The organism is Picosynechococcus sp. NKBG042902 (assembly GCF_963864045.1).
Classification (GTDB): Bacteria; Cyanobacteriota; Cyanobacteriia; order Cyanobacteriales; family MRBY01; genus MRBY01.
The window spans coordinates 68,600-88,612 of the sequence record NZ_CAWLTV010000068.1; the positions used below are offsets into that span (position 1 = coordinate 68,600).

Below are 20,013 nucleotides of genomic sequence, written 5' to 3' on the forward strand. Positions count from 1 at the left end.
AACCAAACAATCCTTTGATTTACTTCTCGCTGTATCGAGTGCCTCCAAGGGGAGAATTAGTCCACTTGCAAAGCAGGAGACTGTTCAGGTGCAGGACTTTCTAAAGGGGGACTGTAAGGGGCAATGTTCACCCAGATAACAGAAAGCAGTAAACCAACCCCACAACCGATCAAAAACATCCAACCGTGGGAAGGCTCTAAAACACAAAGTAAGCGGCGGTCACTACCATACACTTGCACTACCCACCCCTCATCTGCATTTAAGGTGGGTTGCGATGGTCTCGCGTCAAATTTTTTCATTGCTTTTTACTCCATGCTGTTTGTATGTATTTCCGAACAATCACGTGCCCGTTTAAAACAGAGAACGTAGCCAACAACCACCAATGCAATATCCATGGCGACTTCAAGTTAAATTTTTAAAATAGTTGAGTAAGCCCAATCCATAGAAATAAGTCTATGGATTGAGTGAATGCCATGTTTTTTAGTCTATACAATACCGGGTCAACAAGTGGCCTTTTTTGTCAAAAATCGCCTTAAACTTGCTGAATCTTTTGATAACCTAAGCTTATGAATTGAGCCTAAATCCCTGGATCTGTGTTTGTGAATTGGGTCAAATTACAAAGCCAACATCCGTTAGAAAAATATCTGTTGTGATGAGGGTGATTCTCAAGGGCTGGCTTGTCGTTAGACGATGAATTAGGATTTGACGGGTTCCATTGCAAACAGCGTTAAAACCAGTGATTAAAAGGCGATCGCGGCACTAAAGGGATAAGCGTTTTTTATAAAATGCTTCGATTAATCTAAATCAATCCTTTCCAATAGAGGGTATCCTTTGGCATAGACTTAAAGGTATGGTTTAAGACAAAACCATAGAGTCTTGTCTTTGATTGTCGCAACCCATATTTTTAATAGAAAAGCGACAATTTTTTTCGACTCGCCATACATCACGCGTCAAGAGGAACCCCCCATGACTCAGCAAGCCATTAAGCTCGTCATCGTTACGGAAAAATTATTACTCAAAAAAATCGCCAAAATTATCGATGGTGTTGGAGCAACCGGTTACACGGTGGTGCCTGCCGGCGGTAAAGGGAGCCGCAACGTGCGCTCATCGGGACAACCCAACGTCTCTGACACTTCCTCGAATGTAAAAATTGAGGTATTGACCGCTAGTCGAGAGATGGCTCTAAAGATTTCGGATGAGGTTGCCGCCCAGTTTTTCGATGACTATTCAGGGATCACTTACATCTGCGACGCGGAGGTACTGTACGCGCACAAATTTTAGGCTAACTTCCCTAGTGCTGAATATTGCAGAAAACCCTGTCAGTCACAGCTAATCGTTCCCTCATCAAACGTCATCACCACAGTCAAGCCCTCTACAGCGACGGACAGCAGCAGTGCTCCACACAACCGTAGGGGGTTTTTTAATGTCAAGGATCAAGTGTGGTGTTTCTTCTTTGATTTTCTTGATCTCATCAGTGTTACGGACATCAAATTTTCTGAGATCATCTTGGGCAAGGAAAGATAATCTAATCGGTAAGTTCGACTACCCTTAAGGGTAAAATAGGGTCAAAAGTCTTTATTTCACGAGCCGCATCTCTAAAATTTTCGTTTTTCTAGTGCCGTGCCCCATCCGCAAACCCTTGTTAATCCGTGATTATTCTGACCTTACTTCATCCCATCCAAGCTACTCCGATGCAAAATTGGTCTTTTGAGACCGAAACCACGATCAGTATTGGCCGTTCAACTGATAATGATGTGGTTCTCTACAGTGCAGTCGTTTCTCGCCACCATGTTGAACTGCGATTGGAGGGGGAAGAGTGGTCAATTGTTAATCTCGGCACCAACGGTACTTATATAGAGGATCAACGGGTCGAGCAATGTGTGGCTAAGGATGGTTTGATTTTCCGTTTGGCAACCTCTGGGCCAAAAATTCTTGTGCGCATCCAAGGGAAACAACTCAGTGAAGGGGAAGCGGCAAGCAAGGAACAACGCTTGAAAAAGTCCTCTAACCCAGATCCGTCCCGGGAAACCTTCGCGCAATTCTAATGCGTAATCTTAAATTTATTCGATAATATTTGCAGCCGTCGATCCGTCCGGATTCGCTGGCTTGCTGAGGGTGGCGATCGCCGTTTTGGTGAGCTGTTTTAGGGCCTCTAAATCGAGGTCAATTTGGGGAGTATCTGTACTTAACCACAGCAGATATTCCACATTTCCGGCGGGGCCAGTGATCGGCGAATAGGTCAGCCCTTGGGGGTGCCAACCGAGTTTTTGGGCGGCTTCTAGTACCGAAAAGATCGCTTGGGCCTGGGCCTGGGGATCGCGAACAACGCCATTTTTTCCTACCTGGGCGCGTCCCACTTCAAATTGGGGTTTAACCAACAGGATCACTTCCTTCGGCTCATCCAGAAGACTCCAGAGGGTAGGCAAAACCTTCGTCAGGGAAATAAAAGATAAATCCATCACCCCTAGGGTTGGTCTTTTTGTACTTTCTGGGTAGAGATCGCCTGGGGTCAAATGGCGAAAATTGGTGCGCTCCCGGAGGATCAGCCGTGGATCTTGGCGGATCTTCCAGGCGACTTGGCCATAGCCCACATCAATGCCATAAACCTGTTGGGCACCGGCTTGTAAGAGGCAGTCGGTAAAGCCACCGGTGGAAATCCCGCCATCTAGACAAATGCGATCTTTGACTGTGATTTGAAAGTGGGCGATCGCCTTGGCTAGTTTTTCGCCTCCCCGGGACACAAAGGGCGGTTTCGCCTGGACTTCAATGTCCACATCCGCAGGAACCAAAGTGCCTGGTTTATCTACAATCTGCTGTTTTACTTTGACTTCTCCGGCCCGGATTACCCGTTGGGCCTGTTGCCGAGACTCGCACAGTTTACGCTCCACCAACAGGAGGTCTAATCGTTGTTTGGCCAAAGTTTTTCTTCCCCAATGCCACCGCTGCTGTTTTAGTCTACTGGGTGTCTGGTGCTTTCGGGAATGACGGGGTCAGGACGACCGGAAACCGTTGAACTCGATACAATACAAAAATTGTCCAGTTTAGCTTTCAAGAAAATCACGAAATCATTATGGCGATCGCAGTGGATTTTGGGACGAGCAATACCCTAGTGACCCGGTGGAATGCCGCCAAAGGAGCCCCAGAAATTCTCCCACTCCAGGGTCTTTCCCAACGCATTTCCCCGAATCCACCGCTGATCCCCAGCCTTTTGTACATCGAAAATGCCGCCGACCAAAAAGTCGTTATCGGTCAAGCCATTGGCGATCGCGGTTTAGATCGCGCCCCCGATCCCCGCTATTTCTGTAACTTTAAACGGGGCATTGGTACAGCAATCCAAGGTTTTTTACCGGAACTAGATGGCGAAAAAATCACCTTCGAGAAGATGGGGGAATATTTCCTCAACGGTATTTTTGCCCAACTCAAAGCCCAGGATGAACCCCTTGATAGCCTCGTTTTAACCGTGCCAGTCGATAGTTTTGAAGCCTACCGGAGTTGGCTGAGTCGGCTTTGTGAGCAGTTGCCAGAACTCGAAAAAATTCAGCTTTTGGACGAACCCACCGCCGCCGCCTTGGGCTATGGAGCTTTGGCCGAAGATTTAAAAAGAGTTCTCGTAGTGGATTTTGGGGGGGGAACCGTAGATTTTTCTCTCGTAGATCTCAACCTGGCCCAGGGCCAAAGCAAACCGACGGGCTTTATTTTGAAGTGGGGCCGCAAATCCTTTGCCGAAAGCAAAACCCAAAAGGTCAAAACCGCAAAAGTGCTGGCGAAAGCAGGTAAAAATCTCGGTGGTTCTGATTTAGATAATTGGCTTTTTGAACATTTCCAGACCCAACAAAATTTGCCCCAGGATGCCCTGAGTTTACGCTTAGTTGAACGGTTAAAAATTGCCCTCTCCCAAAAGACGAAGGCAACGGAGATTTATTACAACGACCAAACCTTTGAGAGCTATGAGTTAAGCCTGGGTCGGTCGGCCTTTGAGGAGATTTTAGAAAGTCAAGGCTTCCTTGCCCAGCTCGATGATTTGCTGGCCCAGGTCTTGCAACAGGCCCGCCGTAACGGTGTCGGCAAAGAGGACATTGAAGCGGTGTTGTTGGTGGGAGGCACGAGCCAAATTCCCCTAGTGCAAAGCTGGTTAGAGGGCTATTTCCCTACGGAAAAAATCAAACGGGATAATCCCTTTGGGGCGATCGCCTGTGGGGCGTTGCAGTTGGCCCAGGGATTTGAACTCAAAGATTTTCTCTACCATAGCTACGGCATCCGCTACTGGAATCGCCGCCATAACCGCCACGATTGGCAACCGATTATTAACCAAGGCCAGCCCTACCCGATGACAGAACCGCTGGAAATCACCCTAGGGGCGTCGATGGATCAACAGCCCAGCATTGAACTAATCGTTGGCGAACTGGGGGAGCAAAGTAGCGGCACGGAGGTTTATTTTGATGGCGATCGCCTCGTGACCCAACAACTAGGAGCCAACCAAACCAACGTCAAACCCCTCAATGACCGGGATGGGGCGCGCACCATTGCCAAACTGGATCCCGTGGGCTATCCCGGCACCGACCGCATTAAGTTGCAATTCCTCGTCGATGGCGATCGCACCTTGCGGGTCACCGTCGAGGATCTACTGCGCAATGTCACCCTCATTGAAAACCAAAAAGTTGCCGAGTTGAGTTAGCTGCCCATCCCCAGGACAGCCCTGCTAAAATCCATAGAAGCCCTTCAATCTCACAAAATCGATGAAAAATCCCCAACTCAAGAAGATGCGTCTCCTGGTCTCGAAATTATACCGACGCGGTTGGACTTTGTTTTTTGTCGGTTTAGTGACGGTACAACTGCTCCCCAGTCCGGCGATCGCCCTTACCCCCAAAGATTACAGTGAGTTAGAATTTCCTCCCCTACCCGAAATCACCCTCCCCGATTACGAACGCTACGAACTAGAAAACGGGATGGTGGTCTATCTCATGGAAGATCACACGCTGCCCTTGGTGGGGGGATCTATGGTCATTCGCACTGGCTCCCGCCTGGAACCCGCCGACAAAGTGGGCCTCGGCAGTATTACGGGCACTGTGATGCGCAGTGGGGGCACCCTCAAACATCCCGCTGACACCTTAAATAACATCCTTGAACAACGGGCCGCCAGCATTGAGACCAGCATCGGGGAAGCTTCTGGCAGTGCTTCTTTTAGTGCCCTCAAGGAAGATTTTGCACTCGTCTTTGATCTGTTTGCCGAAGTGCTCCAGCAACCTGCTTTCCCCCAGGACAAACTCGATCTCGCGAAACGACAAACCGCCGGAGGTATTGCCCGCCGTAACGATGAACCCGATGCGATCGCCGCCCGGGAATTTGACAAACTGATTTACGGTGCCGATAGTCCCTACGCCCGCACCGTCGAATATGCCACCCTCGATAACATTGACCGGGTCGATTTATTTAACTTCTACCGCAGCTATATCCGCCCTGACCAAATGATCCTCGGCATTGTCGGTGACATCGACGTAGAAGCTACCAAAGCAAAAATTGCCGCTAAATTTGGCCCCTGGCGTAACCCCAGTCCCAGTCCTGACCTTGCTCCACCCGCTGTCACCCAACCCGCCCAAAGTGGCGCTTTCCTCGTCGATCAATCCCAACTGACCCAAAGCAGCATTTTGATCGGCCACCAGGGGGGACAACTGAGTAACCCTGATTATCCAGAACTCTCTGTGATGAATGGTGTGATTAATGGCTTTGGGGGTCGACTTTTTAACGAAATTCGCTCCCGCCAGGGCCTCGCTTATTCTGTGTATGGCGTGTGGAGTCCCCGTTATGACTACGATGGTCAATTTATCGCCGGGGGATCGACCCGTACCGAGGCGACGGTGCCCTTTATCACGGCCATGAAAGGGGAAATCAAGCGACTACAAACGGAACTGATTACCCCCGCAGAACTCGCCTATGCCAAGGATTCGATTCTGAATTCCTTTGTCTTTAATTTTGAAGATCCAGGTCAAACCCTGTCTCGCCTCATGCGCTACGAGTACTACGGCTACCCGGAAGATTTTATTTTCCAGTACCAACGGGAAGTGGAAGCAACCACCATTGAAGATGTGCAACGGGTGGCCCAAACCTACCTCAAACCGGAACAACTAACGGTGTTGGTGGTGGGCAATGCCGCCGCCATGGATCCTCCCCTAAGCAGTCTGTTTGAGACGATTAAACCTGTTGACATCACCATCCCTGAGTAGGTGGCGTTGTGGTGCAACTGGTTGAAGAGCGGTCGATACAATTTCAGGTAGATGGGGGATTCTACCGGGCCCACAGCCGCATTGTGCGAGATTTAGGGGTATTAGCGGCGGCAGTCTATCGGCAAAATCAAGGGCAATTGCGGGTTCTAGATAGCCTATCAGCGACGGGGGTGCGATCGCTCCGATACTACCAAGAAGCCCAAGCCGATTGGGTCTGGGCCAATGAAGGAAACCCAGATCTCCTGGAGACATTGACCACGAATTTGCGGCGAATTCCCGCGGCCCAACGGTGCATTAGTGTGCTTTCCCTGCGGCAGCTTTGTTTGGAACGGTCTTTAATGGGCGATCGCTATGATCTGGTTGATTTTGATGCCTTTGGCTCTGGGTCAGCCTTCGTCCAGGATGCCCTCACCGTCACGACCCTGGGCGGATTGATGTACCTGACTAGCACCGATGGTCGAACCTACAGTGGTCGGGAACCGCAACGAGCCTTGCGACAATATGGGGCCTATGGACGATCGCATCCCGCCGTCCAGGAACAGGGCCTACGGCTCTTGCTAGGGAGCCTCGCGCAACAGGCAGCCCAGCGCAATTTCGGCATTGAGCCAATTTTTTCGTTGTTTTGGGGAGATACTTGCCGGATTATGGCCCGTTTGACCCGTAAACCTACCCTCACGGAGACAAACTACGGCTTTCTCGGCTATTGTCACCACTGCGGCACCTATGGCCTACCGACATGGCGTAAACTCTCCCAGGCGACCTGTGCCCATGACGATTTGCCCTTAACCCTCAGTGGCCCGATGTGGTTAGGCAAGCTGCACCACCCGGATTATTTACGGCAAATGTTAGCGATCGCCCAACGCTGGCACTGGCAGGATGTGGTTAAAGTTCTAGAAACGATGGCCTTAGAAAATGATTTACCCCCCTATTTTTTCCCGTTAAAAGAGATTGGTGCCCGGGCCAAAATCGATCTGCCAAAATTAGATTCGCTACTGAACAGTCTCCAGGCAGAAGGTTTCCAAGCCAGTCGCACCCACATTAATCCCCAAGCGCTAAAAACCGATGCGCCAATGGAAAAAATTAAGGCGATCGCCACCCAGTTAGGCGCATCTTAAATTGCCGTTTAACCTTGTAATCCTTAACTCAGTGTCGGGAGGATGTCACCCAAACTTTATTTGTTGTGAAATGTCCAAAAACTATTGTTACTGAGCCCGTTTTTTCTGGAGAAATTCGCTAGGCTAAAGCAGGGGAACCCCCAAAACCCCACCTGTGACGGAGAAGGCCCATGGTAGATCTTGCAGAAATTTCTTTAGTCGAAAATCGCGACTACACCCTCATCATCGATAAAAGTGGCAGCATGTACACTTGCGATCTGCCCACCTCTGACAAAACCCGCTGGGATGCAGCCCAAGACTCTACCCTTGCCCTTGCCCAAACCTGCGAAAAAATTGACCCCGATGGCATTACGGTCTACTTGTTTTCAGGGCGATTCCGGCGTTACGACAATGTCACTGCCGATAAAGTGACCCAAGTTTACGCTGAAAATGAGCCCATGGGACGGACGGACTTGGCGGCAGTTTTGCAAGATGCCCTCGATAACTATTTCCAACGGAAAGAACGAGGGGAAGCCAAACCCAACGGTGAAACATTTTTGGTGATTACCGATGGGGAGCCGGACGATAGTAAAGCTGTGATGCGGGTGATTATCGATGCCGCCAATAAAATTGAGCGGGATGAAGAAATCGGGATCTCGCTGATTCAAGTGGGCCAAGACCGCAAGGCCAAAGCCTATCTCAAAGCCCTCGATGATCAACTAGGTCAGGCCGGGGCGAAGTTTGATATTGTCGATACCATCACCATCGATGAAATGACGGCCATGTCTCTCCCGGAAGTGCTGCTAAAGGCCTTAATTGATTAAGTTGCTTTAAATTGGTTGCCATAAGGGCGATCGCCGAGGGCCACTTTGATATGATGGCGATCGCAGTACCCACAATGCAAGCCATTCAAACAGTTAGGACAAAAAAACAATGGGAGAAGCAAAGCGCCGCAAGAAATCCATGGGGGAAAACTATGGTAAAGAACAGCGCATTTACCCCTGGTTACCCCTCACCAAAACCCAAGCAGAACAAGCTTATAATCTGACCACCAAAGGTGCCTGGATTGGCATTGGTCTCATGGTTGTACTGTGGCTTACCGTGCGAATTATTGGCCCTGGCTTCGGTTGGTGGGCCGTTGACTAAAAGCAAAGGACGCTTTACAACATCCGTTCTCCAGAACATTTCGACATCTTTCGCTAAAGAAATTCATAAGTCCTGATAATGTCATGTTCTATTAACGATTCTTTTGCATGATTATGAGGACAGACTGCAAAATAGCAGTACAACGGTGGGCCGTAGCAGTACAGAAATTTTCACCATTGACCATTAACTAAAATCATTGACTGAATCATGCGCGTTGTCAGACTACGGGAACGTCCCTACCACTGCAATGCTACAAACCCGCGACCCTCGTTTATTTTGTTAGGAGTGATAACTTACTGTGCAAACACAACCTTCTACCTCTGCGACTAATTCCCATGGCCTCCCTTCCCTTGGGGGGAGTGGCGATCGCACGGGGATGGACAAAGAAAGTCTCCGCCGTGCATTTTTCGATCACCTTTTCTATTCCGCCGGAAGTGATAAAGATGCGGCCCAACAACGCGATTATTACGTTGCGCTTGCAAATGTTGTCCGCGATCGCCTTTTAGAACGGTGGAAACAAACCGAGCAAACTTACCTCAACACGGGTGCAAAAACGGTTTGCTACCTTTCCGCAGAATTTTTGATGGGACGGTACCTGGGCAACAACCTCATCAGCCTCGGAATCTACGAAACCGTCGCCGAAATGCTCGCCGAAAGCAACATTAAACTCGAAGATATTCTCGAAGAAGAAGTTGATCCTGGTTTAGGGAATGGCGGCCTGGGTCGTCTCGCCGCTTGCTTTTTAGATTCCCTGGCCTGTCTCGAAATTCCAGCCATTGGTTACGGGATTCGCTACGAATTTGGCATTTTCCACCAATACATCCGCAACGGGTGGCAAGTGGAAGTGCCCGATAAATGGCTCCGTAACGGTAATCCTTGGGAAATTTGTCGCCAAGCTGAGGCCCTAGAAATTCCCTTTGGGGGCCATACTGAGATTTACCACTGCGATAAGGGTTACCCCTGTGCTGTCTGGGTACCAGCCCGCCGCGTTAAAGCAGTGCCCTATGATACCCCAGTTCCGGGCTATAGCAACAATACTGTCAATGTTCTCCGTCTTTGGAGTGCGATGGCAGCGGAAGATGAAGGCTTTAACTTCGAGGCCTTTAATGCCGGGGATTATGACGGAGCGGTCGCCAACCAAATTTCTTCGGAAAATATTTCTAAGGTGCTCTATCCCAACGACAACACCCCCCAGGGACGTCAACTGCGCCTAGAACAACAATTTTTCTTTGTGTCCGCTTCCTTGCAGGATATGATCCGGGCGCACCTGAAGAAACAGCCTAATCTGGATAATTTCTTCGATTTCTACACCGTTCAACTCAACGACACCCACCCGGCGATCGCCGTTGCCGAGTTGATGCGCCTCTTCATTGATGAACATAGTCTCCCCTGGGATCGGGCTTGGTATATCACCCAAAAAACCCTTGCCTATACCAACCACACCCTAATGCCCGAAGCCCTTGAGCGTTGGCCCGTGGAGATGTTCGAGCAGCTACTACCCCGTCACCTAGAGATCATTTACGAGATTAACTTCCGGTTTATTGAAAATCTCAAAACCTGGTATGCCGACCACGATGACCTCGATGCTCTCATTCAAGAGCTGTCCATCATCGAGGAATATCCCCAAAAATCGATCCGGATGGCGAACTTGGCCTGCGTCGGTAGCCATGCGATTAACGGGGTCGCCGCTCTCCACACGGAATTGTTGAAATCCGACACTCTGAAGGGATTTGCCCGCATTTGGCCGGAGAAATTCTACAACAAGACCAATGGCGTCACCCCCCGGCGTTGGATTCGCCAGTGCAATCCCAAACTTGCAAATCTGATTTCTAGCAAAATTGGCACCGGCTGGATCAAAAACCTGGAACAGGTGCAACGCATCGAAGAATTTGTAGATGATCCAGAGTTCCGTCGTCAGTGGCGCGAAATCAAGCATCAAAATAAAGTCAAGCTGGCCAGCTACATTGAGCATCACAACGGTATTGAAATTAATCCGGATTCGATTTTCGATATCCAAGTGAAGCGCATCCACGAATACAAACGCCAATTACTGGATGTGTTGTTTATCATCACCCTCTACAACCGCATCAAGCATAATCCGGCGATCAATATGGTGCCCCGGACGATGATCTTTGGTGGTAAGGCTGCACCAGGCTATTTCATGGCGAAATTGATCATTAAATTGGTCAATGCCGTGGCAGAGGTGGTCAATAATGACCCCGATACCCACAATCGCCTCAAGGTGGTCTTTATGGAGAACTTTAATGTTTCCCTCGGCCAGAAGATTTATCCGGCAGCAGACCTCTCGGAACAAATTTCTACTGCTGGAAAAGAAGCCTCTGGGACTGGCAACATGAAGTTTGCGATGAATGGCGCTCTGACCATTGGGACGCTGGACGGAGCAAATATCGAAATTCGTGAGGAAGTGGGGGCCGATAATTTCTTCCTCTTTGGTCTCACGGCGGAAGAAGTTTCCCATCTCAAGGCCAGCGGCTATGACCCGCTGCATTATTACAACAATAATGCGGAACTCAAAGGCGTCATTGACCGGATTGCCCGTGGTGATTTCTCCCATGGGGACACGGAGATGTTTAAACCGATTGTGGATTCTCTGTTGTACAACGATCAATATGTGTTGTTGGCGGATTATGAATCCTACGTTGAACGTCAACAGGATGTGGCTAATGCCTATACAGAGACGGAACGGTGGACACGGATGTCGATCCTAAATGCGGCGCGGGTAGGCAGATTTTCTTCTGACCGCACCATCGATGAATATGTCAAAGAAATCTGGTGTGCTAAACCTGTTTCAGTCAAGCTGTAGATTTTTAACGGCGATCGCCTAGTCGATGGCAACTGAAAAAATTGTCTAAGCAAGCAAGTGGGTCACGATGGCGGCCCACTTTTTTCGTGCTCACATTAGGAATTTTGGGCAATGCCTAAATCCTGGAGGGCGAGGCGAATTTGTTCGAGGCGGCGACGGTTAACGCCCAGGTCTGATTCCCCAAGACGGGAGGCTGAGCGCATTTGAATCACTGCTTCTGTTTCGGGGAAGTAAAATTCCACATCATCCACAAAGCCGAATAAACGACTGCGAGATTCGGCCCGGAGATAGTTTTCTGTTTGGGTGATGATTTCTGTGCGGGGGACAACTCCGAGAACCTGAACAACAGCTTGGTAGGCCTGTTGGCGATCGCCGACGTAGGGAATCGGCGCAATTTGATGTTCCCCGTCACCGCCCTGGCTCACCACACAATTAGGCGTACTAGGACAGGGCGCGAGGTGTCCGGCTTCGACGCCTAAATCCGTTGGTCGTTCGCCGGCAAAGGGGGAAGCGGCAAAACTTGGCAGTGGCGATACAGCCCAGAGGCAGAGAGCAAGGCAAAGAATCAAAAAACGGCTCAGCATCTTAGAAGAATTTTTAAAACAACATCCCCTATGCTAGACAAAATCCGTGCATGCCGTTGGGTTCATGGCCATTGCGTTGATCTTTCAACTTTCAGAGGGTTGCAGTTGTTGGGCGATTTCCACGAGGGGAAAACCATTGGGATAGACCCGCTCACTGCGAATCCGTTGGAGTTCCTGGGCAGGCAGGTTGATGTTGTATTCCTTGGCGATCGCCTGGACGATTTGCGCGCGGTCGATGATCCCCGCCACAGCACCCGCCGGAGAAAGCACGGTGATAAAGGGTTCTTCAAGGGTTTCGAGGGCACAGATCACCGTGGCGAGGTTGTCCTGTTCAGTGACGGAAGGAATTTTGTCTAGGGGGATGGCGATCGCCATGAGTTCCAACTGATCCCACTGGCTACGCTCAAGGCGGTGAAGACTCTTGGGTCGAATTAGGCCCCGGTAGCGACCTTCGGAACTAGCATAGGTGGGGCGAGTGGGATGGGGCGACAGCACAAGGTACTGTTCAGCAAACTCCCGTAGAGACAAATGGGCATTGACCACCCGAAATTCGCGGCCCATGGCTGTTTCGGCGGTCAGGGTCAAAAGAAGATTTTGGAGATCGCTCAAGCGTTCGTAGGCATCGGCATTGCGCAACACAAACCAGCCAATCAGCGCCAACCATAATCCCCCAAATTCACCAACCAACAACACCGCCAATAGCCCAAAGGCGATCGCCACTGTGCCTAATAATTTTCCACTGGCAGCGGCATAACGAATTCCCTTGAGGCGATCGCCCGTCCATTGCCAGACGATGGCCTTAAACATTTGCCCTCCATCCAAAGGCAGCCCCGGAATTAGGTTAAACAGCGCCAAGACCAAATTTAACCGGGCCAGATCCCGCACCAAAAAAGTACCCGCGCCGCCGAGGGGCGCATATTGCCACAGTACCCAAAACAAACCAAATAACGTAAAACTCACCAATGGCCCGGCGATCGCCACCGCAAAGGCCGCCAAGGGGGTTTGGGATTCGCGGTCGATGGAGGCTACCCCCCCAAAGAGAAAGAGGGTGATTGATTTGACGCTGATTCCCTGGGATTTAGCCACGAGGCTATGGCCCAATTCGTGGAGTAATACGGAGCCAAACAACAATAATGCCATGGCAAAACCCAGCCCCACAGCCACTAGGGGAGATTGCACGAACCCCTGTCCGAGGACGTCATTGGCATCCACCGCCGTGATGAGAACTAAAATTACAAACCAAGAGCGATCTAGATATAACGGAATCCCAAACAGCGATCCCACTTGCCAGTTTTTTTGCATAGCACGCACAAGACCAATTGGCGACGATGGTGAGGGTCACTGTGATCATAGCAACTTTAGGCGATCGCCTTTTTTCGGGACAAAAGTCTTGTCATTTCCCAAAACATCCCCTAGAATGTAATACTGTTGACAAAACGGGACGTAGCGCAGCTTGGTAGCGCACCACTTTGGGGTAGTGGGGGTCGTGGGTTCAAATCCCGCCGTTCCGATACTAAAAAAATCTAATCATCACCCTCGAAAGACCTCTGGATGATCCGGAGGTTTTTTTCGTTTCTGGAAATCGTTTTTGGGAAAAGAAATCACAGGCGATCGCCTAACGACCGATTAAGACTACTCGCCCCGCCAAAACCCGTTCACTTGGATTATCTTTACTGGGACGAAACTCACCCACACCGAGACAGTTATGGGCCTGGTCATAGACAGCCAGAGGTTCCCCCAGGGGATCAGCCAAGGCCACATCCCAACTAATTTTTTGCCCATAACTCCACTGGGTTACTTGGGCTTCATTCAGAACGACGGCTGGCAAATGGGCCAAAGCTTGATCCGGCGCGAGGCAAGCAAATACTCCCGTTTCCCGCTGGGCGGCAATGTCTTCTAGGCTAATACTCTCCTCTAGGTCAAAACCGCCACTGCGAGTCCGCGTTAAACCCGCTAAGGTGGCTCCGACCCCCAACCGTTCACCGAGATCCCTGGCGATCGCCCGAATGTAAGTCCCTTCCCCACAGCAAATCTCTAAGGTCAGTTCTGGAAAATCCCCCGGCTGCCACGCCTTAATTTGTAAATCGTAAATTTCCACCTGACGACTAGGTACATCTACGGCGATCCCTTGGCGAGCCAACTCATATAAGCGTTTACCATCCCGCTGGATCGCGCTAAAGGCTGGGGGAATTTGGGTGATAGTACCGAAAAAGTCCGGTAAAACCCGTTGAATCTCCGCCAAAGTTAAGGCGCTACAAGCTTTTTGGGTAATTACTTCCCCTTCTAGGTCATCCGTGGTTGTCTTGACCCCAAAGCGGACAATCCCTTGATAACTTTTTTGTTTCGGCAAATATTGCAAAAGACGCGTTGCCTTACCCACCGCAACAGGCAAAACCCCCGTGGCCATCGGATCGAGGGTGCCACCATGGCCAATCTTTTTGAGGCCCAGGAGCCGCCGCAGTTTCCCGACACAATCATGGGAAGTCCAGCCAGCCGGTTTTTGCAAGTTAATAAAGCCCCACCCGCTAAAGGCTGATCCTGTCCGTTGCTGATTCAAATGGCCCCCTTTTTTCCGTCACCAATGACAATGAGCCTTTGTATTTTGCCCTATCTTGGCTTGGCACGACAAAAAGGATCTTGCTATACTTCTTGTAACGAAATGTAAAGAATCATTTCTAAGAAATCCCACCGTTGCAACAAGGAGTCCCGTCCATCGTGGTAGACAACAAGGCAACCATCCTCGTAGTCGATGACGAAATCGCCGTACGTCGTATCTTACAAACTCGTTTATCCATGATTGGCTACGACATTATCACTGCTGCCGATGGTGATGAAGCCCTCGACATTTTTTGGCGTGAAGATCCCGACTTAGTCATTTTGGATGTGATGATGCCCAAGCGCGATGGGTATTACGTCTGCCAAGAAATTCGCCGCGAATCTAGTACACCGATCATTATGTTGACGGCCCTTGGGGATGTGGCCGACCGGATTACGGGATTGCGCTTTGGGGCCGATGATTATTTGATCAAACCATTTTCGCCCAAGGAATTGGAGGTGCGGATCCAGTGTATTTTGCGGCGCACCCAAAAAACGCTGCCCCCCACGGAAGAAGCGGGAATTTTACGGACGGCCAACCTAGTGATTGATACGAATCGCCGCAAGGTGACCCAAAATAATAAGCCCCTGCGGTTAACCCACATTGAATTTAATTTGCTGGAATTGCTCGTGAACCAAGCGGGACAACCCCTAAGCCGCACGGATATTTTGACGGCGATCTGGGGTTATGTGCCCCGCCGCCACAGTGATTTGCGGGTGGTGGACGTCCATGTATCGCGCCTGCGCTCGAAGATTGAGCAGGATCCACGCCAGCCAGAATTTATCATTACAGAACGGGGCACAGGCTATCTGTTTCGGAAGCTGCCAGTGGCGATCGCCGCGAATGTATCTTCTTCTATGGCGGCATCGTAGTGGAGTTAATTTTAAAAAAGCTCAGGAGAGTTAGACATAAGCCGGGTTCTGTTCTCTTGCAGCGCAAAAGGGCAGTTATCTATCTAGGATGACTGTTACCAGCCACCTCCAGCGGCACTCCAAATTATGGGATCGGAAAAAGACCAACCATCATCCCACCGTCCTTGCTCCCAACCGGGGTTTACCGAGCCAGCACCTCACGATACTGCTGGTGCGCTCTTACCGCACCTTTGCACCCTTACCAGATAGCTTAGGCGAACCTAATGCTAATCTTCGGCGGTATGTTTCTGTGGCACTATCCTCACGCTCACGCGCACTGGGCGTTACCCAGCAAGTTTGGTCTTTGGGGAGCCCGGACTTTCCTCAGAGCTGATCTTAAGGTCAACCCTGCAACTGCCGCGCTAACTCTCCTAATAGTTAGTGTAGCGGTATTTTATTTCCGACGTCTATCTTGGAGCTTTTTATAAACATCCCGCAGTTCTACGCCATGGTGGGCGATCGCCACGAGGGAGTGATAAAACAGATCGGCCACTTCCCCGGCGATGTCGTCTTTGTCATCGTCTTTACAGGCCATCACCACTTCAGCGGCTTCTTCACCAATTTTTTTGAGGATTTTATTATCCCCTGCTTCCAAGAGGCTGTTGGTGTAGGAACCCGCTTGGGGATTGTCCCGGCGATCGCGGATGACGTTAAAAACTTCTGAGAGGGTATCCGCTGGGGGTGCAGATTTACTGTGATCTAGTTGGTGGAAACAGCTCCGTTCCCCCGTGTGGCAAGCAATATCACCAATCTGCTCAATGGAGATTAAAATCGCATCACTATCGCAATCATAGCGGAGGGATTGTACCTTTTGAATGTGTCCGGAGGTGGCCCCTTTGTGCCATAGCTCTTGGCGGGAACGACTCCAATACCAAGCTTCTCCCGTGTCCATGGTTTTTTCTAGGGATGCTTGGTTCATCCAGGCCAACATCAGCACGGTGCCATCAAGATAATCTTGGGCGATCGCCGGCACCAATCCCTGCTCATTGAAACGCACCTGATCCAGTGGGATAGCACCACGTAAACTCATTTTGACGATCTCCAAATCTTTAAAAAAATAACGACTAATTGGGGCAATGAATGACAATAAAAAAGAAAGCCCAATCATTGAGCTTTCCCAGTTTGACGCTCCAACGGCTAGAAGCGTGTTGGATTCTTAATTCGTCGAGATACCTTACAGTTTCCAGGAGTTCACTTCCTTTCCACCCCAGAGGGTATTCTCTCCAAAAGCGTTGATTATACTGTTTGGGTGCGCCCCACCCTACAGTTTAAAAATTAAATTGTTTCAGTTTTACTGGGACTTCCGTTAGGAAGCAAACGTTTTTATAGAGGTTTTTCGCTCCTCTTTAACTTTCAAAGTATCACAAACTTATCGGTTTGTTAACTGAAAGCTAACGGCGGCTCAAGCCGCCCACGCTACATTTCACGGATGAATCACGAGGTTTTTGCTTGCTGTCCTATAAACGGTGGGGTTTGGGTTTTGTTCCCCAATTCCTCAGAAACCTTTGCTAAAAAAACTTAGGCAGAAGCATCTGCGGGGTAAACACTGACCTTACGGCGGCCACGCTTGTAGTGCTCGAACTTAACGATGCCATCGACAAGGGCAAACAGGGTGTCATCGCCACCACGACCAACATTATTGCCGGGGTGAACTTTGGTGCCCCGTTGACGGACGAGGATGCTGCCAGTGGTCACGGTTTGGCCACCATAGCGTTTTACACCGAGTCTTTGGGCGCGGGAGTCGCGGCCGTTTCTCGTACTACCAGTACCTTTCTTATGTGCCATTGGGATTCTCCAGTTGCTAGAAATCTAGGGATTTATTGTAACAGTGAACTATTGCTGACTGTGAACTATTGCTGACTGTTGAGGGGTTTAGGCGTCTGCTTTGGCCGCAACAACATTGCCACCAACTTTGATGCTATCGATCATGAAGCGGGTGAAATATTGACGGTGACCGCGCTTTTTACGGGTTTTCTTCTTGGGCAGCATTTTGTAAACCAGCACCTTCTTGGCCCGGCGCTGATCAACAACAGTCCCTTCAACGGTTGCGCCGTCGATGTAGGGTTGACCGACGGTGACGCCATTGTCATCGCTGATCAAAAGCACTTTATCAATGGTGTGGTTGCCATCGATGTCCACATCGAGTCTTTCGATATCGTAGAAACGACCGGGCTCAACACGAACCTGCTTACCGCCGGTTTCAATAATTGCGTAGCTCATAAAAATAGTAATTTTTCTATAGGGTTGCCGTACAGGTAGCAATCGCGCTTAAGTCTGTTTGCTTCACAAAGTTAAGGCTGGCGATCGCATTTTCACTGTGTCACCTGATCCGAGCAGGATATAAAGACACAATCATCTAATATAGATTTAATTTGTGGGTTTCGTCAAATCCCGGCACATTACAAGATAACTTCCCAAAAAAATAAAATTACGTGTGGTGCGGAATTTAGGGATTAGGATAGATTTTGTGTAATTTCCTTTGCAGGTGAGTACTGTTATGTCTGCGATCGCCGTCCTTTGTACATTGAATTGTGCTGTGATGCCTGTGGTGGCAGAGCCGTTGATGCAAACGGGCCAAGGTTCACCGATTGCGCAATTACCGGGGGGAGTAGCGGCCCAGGAAATTGAGCTAGAAGGGGAAATGAACTATGGCGAAATTCAAATCCAAGACCGTACTGGCCAGCAGCAGCAATTTTCCTTAGAAGCAAATCCAACCGAGGGGACGACAGATCCCGAAGCAATCCCGACTCCGCCAGCGGTGCTCGAAGTAATCAGCGATCGCCAGGAATATAACGAGCAAACCCAGGTGGTGACAGCCATGGGAAATGTGGTCGTCCGCTTCCAAGAAGCCGTTCTCCGCGCCGACCAACTCCAGATTAATCTCAACAGCAAATTGGCGATCGCCAGGGGAGATGTCGCCTTACGTCGGGGACAACAGATTTTACGGGGTGAACAATTTACCTATTTCTTTGTACAAAATCGCGGCCAGATCCAACAGGCAGAAGGGGAAATTTCCCAAACGACCTTAAACCAAGACTTGGGAGTGCGACCCACACGTTTTGGGGTCAGTAGCAATCCAGCCGTGCTTTTAAACGAACGGCTTTTGCTCAATCAACCGGCCACAGAGGTCATGGGCGAAGAAGGGATTAGTTTTGTCCTGGGCAGCGGGCGCGATATTGGCACCCGTGACATTGATACCCAGACAAACGTCATCAATCGGGTGCGTTTCCAAGCAGAATCGGTGGAATTTGTCGGCGATCGCTGGGAAGCCAAAAATATCAGCATCACCAATGATCCCTTTTCGCCACCGGAACTACAGCTAGTAGCAGACACGGCCACTTACCAAAAAGTAGACGAATTTAACGACGAGCTCGTCACCACCAAAACCCGCCTCGTTATTGATAACAATGTTTCTTTACCTGTATTTCCGCGTACCTTTCGCTTTGGCGAATCCGAGGGGATTTTTAGCCAGGTATCCTTTGGATTTGATGATGAGGAAAAAGGCGGGTTATTTCTGCAGCGGCGATTTTCCCTTTATCGCAGTGCCCAGGGTCGCTGGACAGTGACCCCCCAATACCTCCTCCAGAAGGCTTGGTTCCCGGATACGATCCTCGCAGAAACCAACGATGATGATGCAGGGGAAATCTTGGCCCCTGGGGTGTTTGCGGTGACCAGTGAGTTTGACTATCGGTTTAATCCACGGGTGTCATTTGCGGCACGGGGTTCTTTAGAGAATCTCAAGCTAGATAATTTTGAAGATAAACTCGAGTTGAATTTTCGCCTCGAACAGCAGCTCGGCAATTTAGATAATCCCTTTCGTCTTAGTCAGGAATTTAACTACCGCGATCGCCTTTTTAATGGTTCCCTCGGTTTTCAGCGGGTGCAACGGAGCTTTGGCATTGTGCTGCGATCGCCGCGCTATATTTTGGGAAATTCCGGCTTTGAGGTGGATTTTCAGGCCAGCGTGCAGAATATCGAAGCCGATACCGACCGCCCAGACTTATTGGAACCTGGAGTCAACGAAGACCAAGTAAACCTCACCCGTTACCAAGGCTCCTTTAACCTCGACCATCGTTTTCCTCTCTGGAGCGGTGAACCGTTGCCGCCGACTCGCTTTGAGGGCTTACGATACAGTCCGAGGCCCATTGTTCCCTATGTTTCTCTGGTGACGGGGTTACAGGGGGTAGCGGGGGTTTATAGCAATGGCGATCGCCAAAATTCTCTCCGGGGGAAAATCGGTATCGAAGGACAATTTGGCCGCTTTGCCGGGAACAGTTTCGACTATACGGGTTTTAATCTGAGCTACACCAATAGCGTCCTCAGTGATGAACTATCGCCGTTTCTCTTTGACCGGGCCGTTGACCAACGTACCCTCGAATTCGGCCTGACCCAACAACTCTATGGCCCCTTCCGGGTGGGTTTCCAGACGGCGATCAACCTCGACAGCGAAGAAGCGATTAGCACCGATTATTTCCTTGAATATAGTCGGCGAACCCACGGCGTGCTGTTGCGCTACAATCCCGTCCTTGAAATTGGTTCGGTGAATATTACGATCAATAGTTTTAATTGGAACGGCTCCACAGATCCGTTTACCAACGAAGAAATTCGGCCCGTCAGCGATGGGGTCACACCTTAAC

General features: G+C 50.0%; 18 protein-coding genes, 1 tRNA gene and 1 other RNA gene. 11 read left to right on the forward strand and 9 right to left on the reverse strand.

Annotated features, from left to right (window positions below):
* Positions 1-56: 56 nt before the first annotated feature.
* Positions 57-299, reverse strand: a complete 243-nt coding sequence (locus AACR41_RS07830; RefSeq protein WP_030007089.1) for a hypothetical protein — start codon at positions 297-299, stop codon at positions 57-59.
* Positions 300-966: 667 nt separating this feature from the next.
* On the opposite strand from AACR41_RS07830, the gene AACR41_RS07835 reads away from it, so the two are divergent.
* Both AACR41_RS07835 and AACR41_RS07840 read left to right on the forward strand, forming a co-directional pair.
* The gene (locus tag AACR41_RS07835) at positions 967-1,281 is read left to right on the forward strand and encodes a P-II family nitrogen regulator (protein WP_012306104.1); all 315 of its coding nucleotides are present in this window, start codon (positions 967-969) and stop codon (positions 1,279-1,281) included.
* 368 nt (positions 1,282-1,649) lie between these two features.
* Positions 1,650-2,045 carry an FHA domain-containing protein gene (locus AACR41_RS07840; protein WP_012306106.1) on the forward strand — a complete coding sequence of 132 codons (396 nt, stop codon included), beginning with the start codon at positions 1,650-1,652 and terminating at the stop codon, positions 2,043-2,045.
* 15 nt (positions 2,046-2,060) lie between these two features.
* Here the strand turns inward: AACR41_RS07840 and AACR41_RS07845 are convergent, their stop codons facing one another.
* Positions 2,061-2,918, reverse strand: coding sequence for a TlyA family RNA methyltransferase (locus tag AACR41_RS07845; protein WP_030007091.1), 858 nt, complete (start codon positions 2,916-2,918; stop codon positions 2,061-2,063).
* Positions 2,919-3,070: 152 nt separating this feature from the next.
* On the opposite strand from AACR41_RS07845, the gene AACR41_RS07850 reads away from it, so the two are divergent.
* The 6 genes from AACR41_RS07850 (at position 3,071) to AACR41_RS07875 (ending at position 11,285) form a co-directional block, all read left to right on the forward strand.
* The gene (locus tag AACR41_RS07850) at positions 3,071-4,675 is read left to right on the forward strand and encodes an Hsp70 family protein (RefSeq protein WP_030007092.1); all 1,605 of its coding nucleotides are present in this window, start codon (positions 3,071-3,073) and stop codon (positions 4,673-4,675) included.
* An 85-nt stretch (positions 4,676-4,760) separates the two neighbouring features.
* Positions 4,761-6,221 (forward strand): M16 family metallopeptidase, encoded by a 1,461-nt coding sequence (locus AACR41_RS07855; protein WP_045441984.1) that lies wholly within the window; start codon positions 4,761-4,763, stop codon positions 6,219-6,221.
* A gap of 8 nt (positions 6,222-6,229) precedes the next feature.
* Positions 6,230-7,336: a N2,N2-dimethylguanosine tRNA methyltransferase gene (locus AACR41_RS07860; protein WP_052349663.1), complete on the forward strand. Its 1,107-nt coding sequence runs from the start codon at positions 6,230-6,232 to the stop codon at positions 7,334-7,336.
* Between the two features lie 170 nt (positions 7,337-7,506).
* The gene (locus AACR41_RS07865; protein ID WP_012306111.1) at positions 7,507-8,139 is read left to right on the forward strand and encodes a vWA domain-containing protein; all 633 of its coding nucleotides are present in this window, start codon (positions 7,507-7,509) and stop codon (positions 8,137-8,139) included.
* Between the two features lie 109 nt (positions 8,140-8,248).
* A complete protein-coding gene (locus tag AACR41_RS07870; RefSeq protein WP_012306112.1) occupies positions 8,249-8,461 on the forward strand; it encodes a DUF2839 domain-containing protein in 213 nt (70 codons plus the stop codon).
* Positions 8,462-8,759: 298 nt separating this feature from the next.
* A complete protein-coding gene (locus tag AACR41_RS07875) occupies positions 8,760-11,285 on the forward strand; it encodes a glycogen/starch/alpha-glucan phosphorylase (RefSeq protein ID WP_030007095.1) in 2,526 nt (841 codons plus the stop codon).
* A gap of 95 nt (positions 11,286-11,380) precedes the next feature.
* Here AACR41_RS07875 and AACR41_RS07880 read toward each other — a convergent pair whose 3' ends face one another.
* Positions 11,381-11,869 (reverse strand): DUF1499 domain-containing protein, encoded by a 489-nt coding sequence (locus AACR41_RS07880; RefSeq protein ID WP_030007096.1) that lies wholly within the window; start codon positions 11,867-11,869, stop codon positions 11,381-11,383.
* Positions 11,870-11,953: 84 nt separating this feature from the next.
* On the reverse strand, positions 11,954-13,171 hold the full coding sequence (locus AACR41_RS07885) for a site-2 protease family protein (RefSeq protein ID WP_030007097.1): 1,218 nt from the start codon (positions 13,169-13,171) through the stop codon (positions 11,954-11,956).
* Positions 13,172-13,306: 135 nt separating this feature from the next.
* Between AACR41_RS07885 and AACR41_RS07890 the strand changes: the two genes are divergently transcribed.
* Positions 13,307-13,380 (forward strand) — tRNA-Pro (locus AACR41_RS07890).
* Positions 13,381-13,484: 104 nt separating this feature from the next.
* Here AACR41_RS07890 and truB read toward each other — a convergent pair.
* Positions 13,485-14,426 carry a tRNA pseudouridine(55) synthase TruB gene (gene truB, locus AACR41_RS07895; protein WP_030007098.1) on the reverse strand — a complete coding sequence of 314 codons (942 nt, stop codon included), beginning with the start codon at positions 14,424-14,426 and terminating at the stop codon, positions 13,485-13,487.
* A 158-nt stretch (positions 14,427-14,584) separates the two neighbouring features.
* On the opposite strand from truB, the gene rpaB reads away from it, so the two are divergent.
* The gene (gene rpaB / locus AACR41_RS07900) at positions 14,585-15,337 is read left to right on the forward strand and encodes a response regulator transcription factor RpaB (RefSeq protein ID WP_030007099.1); all 753 of its coding nucleotides are present in this window, start codon (positions 14,585-14,587) and stop codon (positions 15,335-15,337) included.
* Positions 15,338-15,359: 22 nt separating this feature from the next.
* Here rpaB and rnpB read toward each other — a convergent pair.
* The 4 genes from rnpB to rplU all read right to left on the reverse strand — a co-directional run bounded on the left by rnpB (position 15,360) and on the right by rplU (position 17,596).
* An RNA gene (gene rnpB / locus AACR41_RS07905) (RNase P RNA component class A) lies at positions 15,360-15,746 on the reverse strand.
* Positions 15,747-15,770: 24 nt separating this feature from the next.
* Positions 15,771-16,406: a bifunctional phosphoribosyl-AMP cyclohydrolase/phosphoribosyl-ATP diphosphatase HisIE gene (hisIE, locus tag AACR41_RS07910; RefSeq protein ID WP_030007100.1), complete on the reverse strand. Its 636-nt coding sequence runs from the start codon at positions 16,404-16,406 to the stop codon at positions 15,771-15,773.
* Positions 16,407-16,894: 488 nt separating this feature from the next.
* Entirely contained in the window at positions 16,895-17,161 is a 267-nt protein-coding gene (gene rpmA / locus AACR41_RS07915) for a 50S ribosomal protein L27 (protein ID WP_012306120.1), read from the reverse strand.
* A gap of 87 nt (positions 17,162-17,248) precedes the next feature.
* Complete coding sequence (rplU, locus tag AACR41_RS07920; RefSeq protein ID WP_030007101.1) at positions 17,249-17,596, reverse strand: 50S ribosomal protein L21; 348 nt, start codon at positions 17,594-17,596, stop codon at positions 17,249-17,251.
* A gap of 277 nt (positions 17,597-17,873) precedes the next feature.
* Here rplU and AACR41_RS07925 point away from each other — a divergent pair, with 277 nt between their 5' ends.
* A complete protein-coding gene (locus AACR41_RS07925) occupies positions 17,874-20,012 on the forward strand; it encodes a DUF3769 domain-containing protein (RefSeq protein ID WP_339367632.1) in 2,139 nt (712 codons plus the stop codon).
* Position 20,013: the final 1 nt, after the last annotated feature.

What these genes read in the sequence shown, in the direction of transcription:
- AACR41_RS07865 (WP_012306111.1), top strand. Translation starts at nt 7,507, where the DNA reads ATGGTAGATCTTGCAGAAATTTCTTTAGTCGAAAATCGCGACTACACC.
- AACR41_RS07885 (WP_030007097.1), bottom strand. Translation starts at nt 13,171, where the DNA reads ATGCAAAAAAACTGGCAAGTGGGATCGCTGTTTGGGATTCCGTTATAT.
- AACR41_RS07855 (WP_045441984.1), top strand. Translation starts at nt 4,761, where the DNA reads ATGCGTCTCCTGGTCTCGAAATTATACCGACGCGGTTGGACTTTGTTT.
- AACR41_RS07880 (WP_030007096.1), bottom strand. Translation starts at nt 11,869, where the DNA reads ATGCTGAGCCGTTTTTTGATTCTTTGCCTTGCTCTCTGCCTCTGGGCT.
- AACR41_RS07835 (WP_012306104.1), top strand. Translation starts at nt 967, where the DNA reads ATGACTCAGCAAGCCATTAAGCTCGTCATCGTTACGGAAAAATTATTA.
- AACR41_RS07870 (WP_012306112.1), top strand. Translation starts at nt 8,249, where the DNA reads ATGGGAGAAGCAAAGCGCCGCAAGAAATCCATGGGGGAAAACTATGGT.
- hisIE (WP_030007100.1), bottom strand. Translation starts at nt 16,406, where the DNA reads ATGAGTTTACGTGGTGCTATCCCACTGGATCAGGTGCGTTTCAATGAG.
- AACR41_RS07925 (WP_339367632.1), top strand. Translation starts at nt 17,874, where the DNA reads ATGTCTGCGATCGCCGTCCTTTGTACATTGAATTGTGCTGTGATGCCT.
- AACR41_RS07850 (WP_030007092.1), top strand. Translation starts at nt 3,071, where the DNA reads ATGGCGATCGCAGTGGATTTTGGGACGAGCAATACCCTAGTGACCCGG.
- rplU (WP_030007101.1), bottom strand. Translation starts at nt 17,596, where the DNA reads ATGAGCTACGCAATTATTGAAACCGGCGGTAAGCAGGTTCGTGTTGAG.
- rpmA (WP_012306120.1), bottom strand. Translation starts at nt 17,161, where the DNA reads ATGGCACATAAGAAAGGTACTGGTAGTACGAGAAACGGCCGCGACTCC.
- AACR41_RS07830 (WP_030007089.1), bottom strand. Translation starts at nt 299, where the DNA reads ATGAAAAAATTTGACGCGAGACCATCGCAACCCACCTTAAATGCAGAT.